This is a genomic window from Kitasatospora sp. NPDC057542 (genome assembly GCF_042801945.1).
In the GTDB taxonomy this organism is placed as follows: Bacteria; Actinomycetota; Actinomycetes; order Streptomycetales; family Streptomycetaceae; genus Kitasatospora.
In genome coordinates, this window is sequence record NZ_JBHVFE010000062.1 from 21,580 (window position 1) to 28,346 (window position 6,767).

9 protein-coding genes are annotated in these 6,767 nt (G+C 71.4%); all 9 read left to right on the forward strand.

The window, feature by feature from the left end; all coding sequences use genetic code 11:
* Window positions 1–5: 5 nt before the first annotated feature.
* The 9 genes from ACFU7Y_RS11130 (at window position 6) to era (ending at window position 6,708) form a co-directional block, all read left to right on the forward strand.
* Window positions 6–929, forward strand: a complete 924-nt coding sequence (locus ACFU7Y_RS11130) for a ribonuclease Z (RefSeq protein ID WP_224279446.1) — start codon at window positions 6–8, stop codon at window positions 927–929.
* 349 nt (window positions 930–1,278) lie between these two features.
* Complete coding sequence (locus tag ACFU7Y_RS11135) at window positions 1,279–2,304, forward strand: PhoH family protein (protein ID WP_224279484.1); 1,026 nt, start codon at window positions 1,279–1,281, stop codon at window positions 2,302–2,304.
* A 14-nt stretch (window positions 2,305–2,318) separates the two neighbouring features.
* Entirely contained in the window at window positions 2,319–2,813 is a 495-nt protein-coding gene (ybeY, locus tag ACFU7Y_RS11140; protein ID WP_030061268.1) for an rRNA maturation RNase YbeY, read from the forward strand.
* Between the two features lie 19 nt (window positions 2,814–2,832).
* Window positions 2,833–4,158 carry a hemolysin family protein gene (locus tag ACFU7Y_RS11145; protein ID WP_224279448.1) on the forward strand — a complete coding sequence of 442 codons (1,326 nt, stop codon included), beginning with the start codon at window positions 2,833–2,835 and terminating at the stop codon, window positions 4,156–4,158.
* Window positions 4,159–4,191: 33 nt separating this feature from the next.
* Window positions 4,192–4,428 (forward strand): hypothetical protein, encoded by a 237-nt coding sequence (locus ACFU7Y_RS11150; RefSeq protein WP_224279450.1) that lies wholly within the window; start codon window positions 4,192–4,194, stop codon window positions 4,426–4,428.
* 39 nt (window positions 4,429–4,467) lie between these two features.
* Window positions 4,468–5,019, forward strand: coding sequence for a DUF4383 domain-containing protein (locus tag ACFU7Y_RS11155; RefSeq protein WP_224279452.1), 552 nt, complete (start codon window positions 4,468–4,470; stop codon window positions 5,017–5,019).
* A 31-nt stretch (window positions 5,020–5,050) separates the two neighbouring features.
* Complete coding sequence (locus ACFU7Y_RS11160; RefSeq protein WP_189917993.1) at window positions 5,051–5,404, forward strand: cytidine deaminase; 354 nt, start codon at window positions 5,051–5,053, stop codon at window positions 5,402–5,404.
* A gap of 137 nt (window positions 5,405–5,541) precedes the next feature.
* Complete coding sequence (locus ACFU7Y_RS11165; protein ID WP_224279455.1) at window positions 5,542–5,709, forward strand: hypothetical protein; 168 nt, start codon at window positions 5,542–5,544, stop codon at window positions 5,707–5,709.
* A 69-nt stretch (window positions 5,710–5,778) separates the two neighbouring features.
* Window positions 5,779–6,708, forward strand: coding sequence for a GTPase Era (gene era, locus ACFU7Y_RS11170; protein WP_224279457.1), 930 nt, complete (start codon window positions 5,779–5,781; stop codon window positions 6,706–6,708).
* The last annotated feature ends 59 nt before the right edge of the window (window positions 6,709–6,767 follow it).

The following is a 6,767-nucleotide window of genomic DNA, read 5'->3' on the forward strand; positions in this document are numbered from 1 at the left end:
CGCACGTGTCCCAGCGCGAACTCGTCGTCCTCGGCACCGCCAGCCAGGTGCCCACCCGGCACCGCAACCACAACGGCTACCTGCTGCGCTGGGACGGTGAGGGCCTGCTGTTCGACCCCGGCGAGGGCACCCAGCGCCAGATGCTGCACGCCGGGGTCACGGCCACCCAGATCACCCGGATCGCGGTCACCCACTTCCACGGTGACCACTGCCTGGGCCTCGCCGGGGTGATCCAGCGGATCAACCTCGACCGCGTCCCGCACCCGGTCGACGTCTACTTCCCGGCCTCCGGCGAGGTCTACTTCGAGCGGCTGCGGCACTCCACCGCCTACCACGAGACCGCCGTGCTGCGGCCCCGGCCGATCGACGAACCCGGGCCGCTGCCCGCGCCCGGCGCCCGCTTCGCGCTGGACGCCGTCCGGCTGGACCACCCGGTGGAGTCCTTCGGCTACCGGCTGTCCGAGCCCGACGGCCGCCGGCTGGTGCCGGAGAGGCTCGCCGCGCTCGGCGTGCACGGGCCGGCGGTGGGCCGGCTCCAGCACGAGGGCGCGATCGAGGTGGACGGCCGCACCGTCACCCTGGGCGAGGTCAGCGAGCCGCGGCCGGGCCAGAAGTTCGCCTTCGTGATGGACACCCGGCTGTGCGAGGGCGTGCACCGGCTCGCCGAGGGCACCGACCTGCTGGTGGTCGAGGCGACCTTCACCGACGCCGACGCCCGCCTCGCCGAGGAGCACGGCCACCTCACCGCCGGACAGGCCGCCAAGGTCGCCGCCGAGGCCGGGGTGCGCACCCTGGTGCTGACCCACTTCTCCCAGCGCTACCCGGACCTCGGCCAGCACCTGGCCGACGCCCGCAAGCACTTCGACGGGGAGCTGGTGCTGGCCGCCGACCTCGACCGGGTGCCCGTCCCGGCCCGCCGCCCGTCGTGAACGCCGTGAACGCCGTGAACGCCGTGAGCGTCGGGAAGAGCAGGCGCGCCGCGAGCGCTGTGAACGTCGTGAACGTCGTGAACGGCGGGAAAAGGGCTCGCGTCGGCCCCCGAACTGCCGCAGCATCATCGGGTGCGGCCCCGCCGCCCGCCACGGCGATCACGCTCGCGGCGTACCCTGGTGCCCCGGAGACACCGAGCGGCACCCGACACCACGGATGGGATGAGGCAGGCCCCAGCGCCGACCTATGAGTGACACATCGCAGACCCGTACCAACGGACAGTCGCGCCCCGACCCGGCCGACGACGGCCGCGTCAGCGCCCGGATCGTCATCCCCGAGAAGCACCCGATGGTCACCCTGCTCGGCACCGCGGACTCGCTGCTGCGCGTGATCGAGCAGGGCTTCCCCGCCGCCGACATCCATGTGCGCGGCAACGAGGTGACCGCCACCGGAGTCCGGGCCGAGGTCGCCCTCGTGCAGCGGCTCTTCGACGAGATGATGCTGGTGCTGCGCACCGGCCAGCCCCTGACGGAGGACTCCGTGGAGCGCTCCATCGCCATGCTCCGCAGCCAGGACCCGGACAGCCCGGCGCCCTCCCAGGTGTTCACCGCGAACATCCTGTCCAACCGGGGCCGCACGATCCGCCCGAAGACCCTCAACCAGCAGCGCTACGTCGAGGCGATCGACCGGCACACGATCGTCTTCGGCCTCGGCCCGGCCGGCACCGGCAAGACCTACCTGGCGATGGCCAAGGCCGTCCAGGCCCTCCAGGCCAAGGAGGTCAACCGGATCATCCTGACCCGTCCGGCGGTCGAGGCGGGGGAGCGGCTGGGCTTCCTGCCCGGCACCCTCTACGAGAAGATCGACCCGTACCTGCGCCCGCTGTACGACGCGCTGCACGACATGATGGACCCGGACTCCATCCCGCGCCTGATGGCGGCCGGCACCATCGAGGTCGCCCCGCTCGCGTACATGCGCGGCCGCACCCTCAACGACGCCTTCATCATCCTCGACGAGGCCCAGAACACCTCGCCCGAGCAGATGAAGATGTTCCTCACCCGCCTCGGGTTCAACTCCCGGGTGGTGGTCACCGGCGACACCAGCCAGATCGACCTCCCGGGCGGCACCCGCAGCGGCCTCAAGGTCGTCCAGGAGATCCTGGCCGACGTGCCCGACATCCACTTCTCCGTCCTCACCAGCACCGACGTGGTCCGCCACAAGCTGGTCGGCCGGATCGTGGACGCCTACGAGCGCTGGGACGCCCGCCAGGAGGCCGAGGAGGTCGCCCCGGCGGCCCGCAAGCCCGCCCAGCGGCGCCCCGGCAAGGCCACCGCGCTCCGCGCACCCCGACAGTCCCATCGCACCGAAAGCTGAGCACACAGCCCGTCATGTCGATCGACATCGCCAACGAGTCCGGTTGGGACGCCGACGAGGAAGCCATCCTCGACGTCGCCCGCTTTGCACTGGACAAGATGCGGATCCACCCGCAGTCCGAACTGTCCGTGATCCTGGTGGACGGTGCGGCGATGGAGGAGCTGCACATCCAGTGGATGGACCTCCCCGGGCCCACCGACGTGATGTCCTTCCCGATGGACGAGCTGCGTCCCGGCAAGGAGGGCGAGGAGCTGCCGCAGGGCCTGCTCGGCGACATCGTGCTCTGCCCCGAGGTCGCCGAGCAGCAGGGCAAGGCGGCCCCCTCCAAGCACTCGATGGACGAGGAGCTGCAACTGCTCACCGTGCACGGCGTGCTGCACGTCCTCGGCTACGACCACGAGGAGCCGGAGGAAGAGGAGGAGATGTTCGCCCTCCAGAAGCGCATCCTGGACGACTGGCGGGCGGGCCGCGGCCTCGGCGGCATCTCCCCGGCCCCCACCACCCACTGAGCGCGGAGCCCGAACCCCTGTGAGTGGTGAGAGTACGAGCTTCATCCTCGGTGCCGTGCTGCTCGTCGTGCTCGGCTGGCTGGCCGCGTGCGCCGAGGCGGGCATCTCCCGGGTCTCCCGGTTCCGGGCGGAGGAGGCGGTGCGCAGCGGACGGCGCGGCTCCGCGCGGCTGCTGACCGTCGCCTCCGACCCGATCCGCTACCTCAACCTGGCCACCCTGATCCGGGTGGCCAGCGAGATGGCGGCGGCCGTCCTGGTCACCGTGGTGTGCGTGCGCAACGTCAGCCCGACCTGGCAGGCCGTGCTGCTGGCGTTCGGCGTGATGGTGCTGGTGTCCTTCGTCGCGATGGGGGTCTCACCGCGCACGATCGGGCGCCAGCACCCGCTCACCACCGCGACCGCGGCGTCCTTCGTGCTGCTGCCGCTGGCCGCGGTGCTGGGTCCGATCCCGCGGCTGCTGATCCTGCTCGGCAACGCGCTGACCCCGGGCAAGGGCTACCGGGAGGGTCCGTTCGCCTCCGAGGCGGAGCTGCGGGCCCTGGTGGACCTCGCCGAGAAGGACGACCTGATCGAGGACGAGGAGCGCCGGATGGTGCACTCGGTCTTCGAGCTGGGCGACACCATCGTGCGCGAGGTGATGGTGCCGCGCACCGACCTGGTGATGATCGAGCGGCACAAGACCGTCCGGCAGGCGCTCACCCTGGCGCTGCGCTCGGGCTTCTCGCGCATCCCGGTGGTCGGCGACAACGAGGACGACGTGGTCGGCATCGTCTACCTCAAGGACCTGGTGCGGCGCACCCACATCAACCGGGAGGCGGAGTCCGAGGAGGTCGGCGCGGTGATGCGCCCGGCCGTCTTCGTCCCGGACTCCAAGCCGGCCGGCGACCTGCTGCGCGAGATGCAGCAGCGCCGTTCGCACGTGGCGATCGTGATCGACGAGTACGGCGGCACGGCCGGCCTGGTCACCATCGAGGACATCCTGGAGGAGATCGTCGGCGAGATCACCGACGAGTACGACCGGGAGATCGCCCCGGTGGAGGACCTCGGCGACGGCTCGTACCGGATCACCGCCCGGCTGCTGGTGGAGGACCTGGGCGAGCTGTTCGGCATCGAGCTGGAGGACGAGGACGTCGAGACCGTCGGCGGCCTGCTGGCCAAGCACCTGGGCCGGGTGCCGATCCCCGGCTCCTCCTGCGAGATCCCGCTGCCGGAGCCGGAGGACACCGGGCTGACCGGGATCCTGCTGACCGCCGAGTCCTCGGCGGGGCGGCGCAACCGGATCGGCTCGATGGTCGCCTCGCCCGTGCGCGGGACGGCCGGGGCCGAGGAGGCGGCGGGCGAGTAGCGGGTCGGGGGCCGCCGCGCGACCATGGAGGGCATGACGCACAAACTCCGGGCGGAGTACGGCCCGCAGGGGGCGGCCGGCGGGGTCAAGTCCTGGCACGTGGTGCGGGACGAGGACCTGTCGACGGCGCTCTGCGGCCGCACCATGCCCGACGACGCCGAGACGCGGCCGGAGCAGGACTGGGGCACCGGGCTGCGCTGCTGCCAGCAGTGCGGTTCGCTCTACATGCACGAGACACCGCACATGCAGGGGAGCCATCCCTACAGCTAGGCCGAGCCGTTCGGCCCTCGGCGAGCTCTGGAGGTCGCCATGAAGCTGCAAGACGAACTGCCGACCGTCGATCGCCGGCTCGCCCTGGTGTGGCGGGTCGGGGCGGGATTCGGGGGGATCTTCCTGATCGTGTTCGGGATCCTGGGGCTGACCAACCATCTGGGCTTCCTGGACACCCACGGCGACCGGATCGCCGGGCTGTCGACCAACGGGGCACTGAGCATCCTGTCCATCGTGGTGGGCGCGATCCTCGTGGCCGGGGCGGTCATCGGCGGGAACGTCGCGTCCAACGTCAACATGGTGGTCGGTGTGCTGTTCGTCCTGTCCGGCTTCTACGGACTGACGGTGCTCGGACGGCCGGAGGCGAACATCCTCAACTTCCGGATGTCGAACGTGCTGTTCGCGTTCATCTTCGGGATCATCGTGACCACCTTCGGGATGTACGGCCGGGTGAGCAGTCACCTGCCGCACGACAACCCGTTCTGGCGCAAGCGGATCGAGCACGAGGAGCCGCGGCCGGCCGGTGCCGCGAAGACCTTCGTCAAGATCCTCAACCCCAACCCGGGGCCGACCCGTCCGGTCGGCCACTGAGCCGTGATCGACGAGGCCTATGCTCGGCGGCATGAGTGACATCGTCGAGCTCGACCCCGAAGACAAGAAGATCATCACCCTGGCCCGCTCGGCCCGCGCCCGCAACGGCGTCGCCGAGGGGGCCGCGGTGCGTGACGAGACCGGGCGCACCTACGTGGCCGGGACGGTCGCGCTGGAGTCGCTGCGGCTGAGCGCCCTCCAGACGGCGGTGGCGATGGCGGTGGCCAGCGGCGCGAGGTCGCTGGAGGCGGCCGCCGTGGTGAGCGAGGCGGAGCAGCCGGCCGAGGCGGACCTGGCGGCCGTGCGGGACCTGGGCGGAGCCGGGACGCCGGTGCTGCTGGCCGGGCCGGACGGGGCGCTGCGGGTGGCCGCCGAGGCGCGCTGAGGCCCGTCGAGGGTCCTGTGCGGGGCAGCCGGGGGCCCGGGGCGGGCCTTCGGCGACCGTACCGGCCGGCATGGTCCCCACCCATGCCAGGCAGATAATCTCACCGGGGGAGTGGACTCGGTGAGGGGGGCTGGGGCATGGGGGCGGTGGCGTTCTTCGCCGGGCTGCTGCTGTTCGTGATGGGGCTGGGCAAGTGGCAGGAGACCGGGTCGGAGCTCTGGCTGTTCGGCTCGCTCGGCTTCCTGCTGGTGCTGGTGGTGGTCTCGCTCGTCCCCACCGGCGGCAAGGGCGGGAAGAAGGGCTGAGCGCGCCGTGAGCACCCCGGGGCTGGGGCCCGGACGGCGGGGCTCCGGTGATCAGGGAGAATGGGGTCCATGAATGCCCCTTCCTCCTCGTACCGCTCCGGGTTCGCGTGCTTCGTCGGCCGGCCCAACGCGGGCAAGTCGACCCTGACCAACGCCCTGGTGGGGACGAAGGTCGCGATCACCTCCGACCGCCCGCAGACCACCCGGCACACCGTGCGCGGCATCGTGCACCGCCCGGACGCCCAGCTCGTGCTGGTCGACACCCCCGGTCTGCACAAGCCGCGCACCCTGCTCGGCGAACGCCTCAACGACCTGGTCCGCACCACCTGGGCCGAGGTCGACGTGATCGGCTTCTGCCTGCCCGCCGACCAGAAGATCGGCCCCGGCGACAAGTTCATCGCCAAGGAGATCGCCGGGATCAAGAAGACCCCGAAGGTCGCCATCGTCACCAAGACCGACCTGGTCGACTCCAAGCGGCTGGCCGAGCAGCTGATCGCCATCCAGCAGCTCGGTGCCGAGCTGGGCTTCGAGTGGGCCGAGATCATCCCGGTCTCCGCCGTGGGCGACAAGCAGGTGGAACTGGTCGCGGACCTGCTCACCAAGCTGCTGCCGGAGGGCGACCAGCTCTACCCGGACGGCGACCTCACCGACGAGCCCGAGCAGATCATGGTCGCCGAGCTGATCCGCGAGGCCGCGCTGGAGGGCGTGCGCGACGAACTGCCCCACTCGCTGGCCGTGGTGGTCGAGGAGATGCTGCCGCGCGAGGGCCGCCCGGCGGACCGCCCGCTGCTGGACATCCACGCCAACGTCTACATCGAGCGACAGAGCCAGAAGGCGATCGTGATCGGCGCCAAGGGCGCGCGGCTCAAGCACGTCGGCACCACCGCCCGCAAGCACATCGAGGCTCTGCTCGGCACGCCGGTCTACCTGGACCTGCACGTCAAGGTCGCCAAGGACTGGCAGCGCGACCCCAAGCAGCTGCGCAAGCTGGGCTTCTGAACCACGCTCCCCGGCCGGGGAGTCCACCACAGCGGGACTGCCGAGGGCCCGCCCGGAAC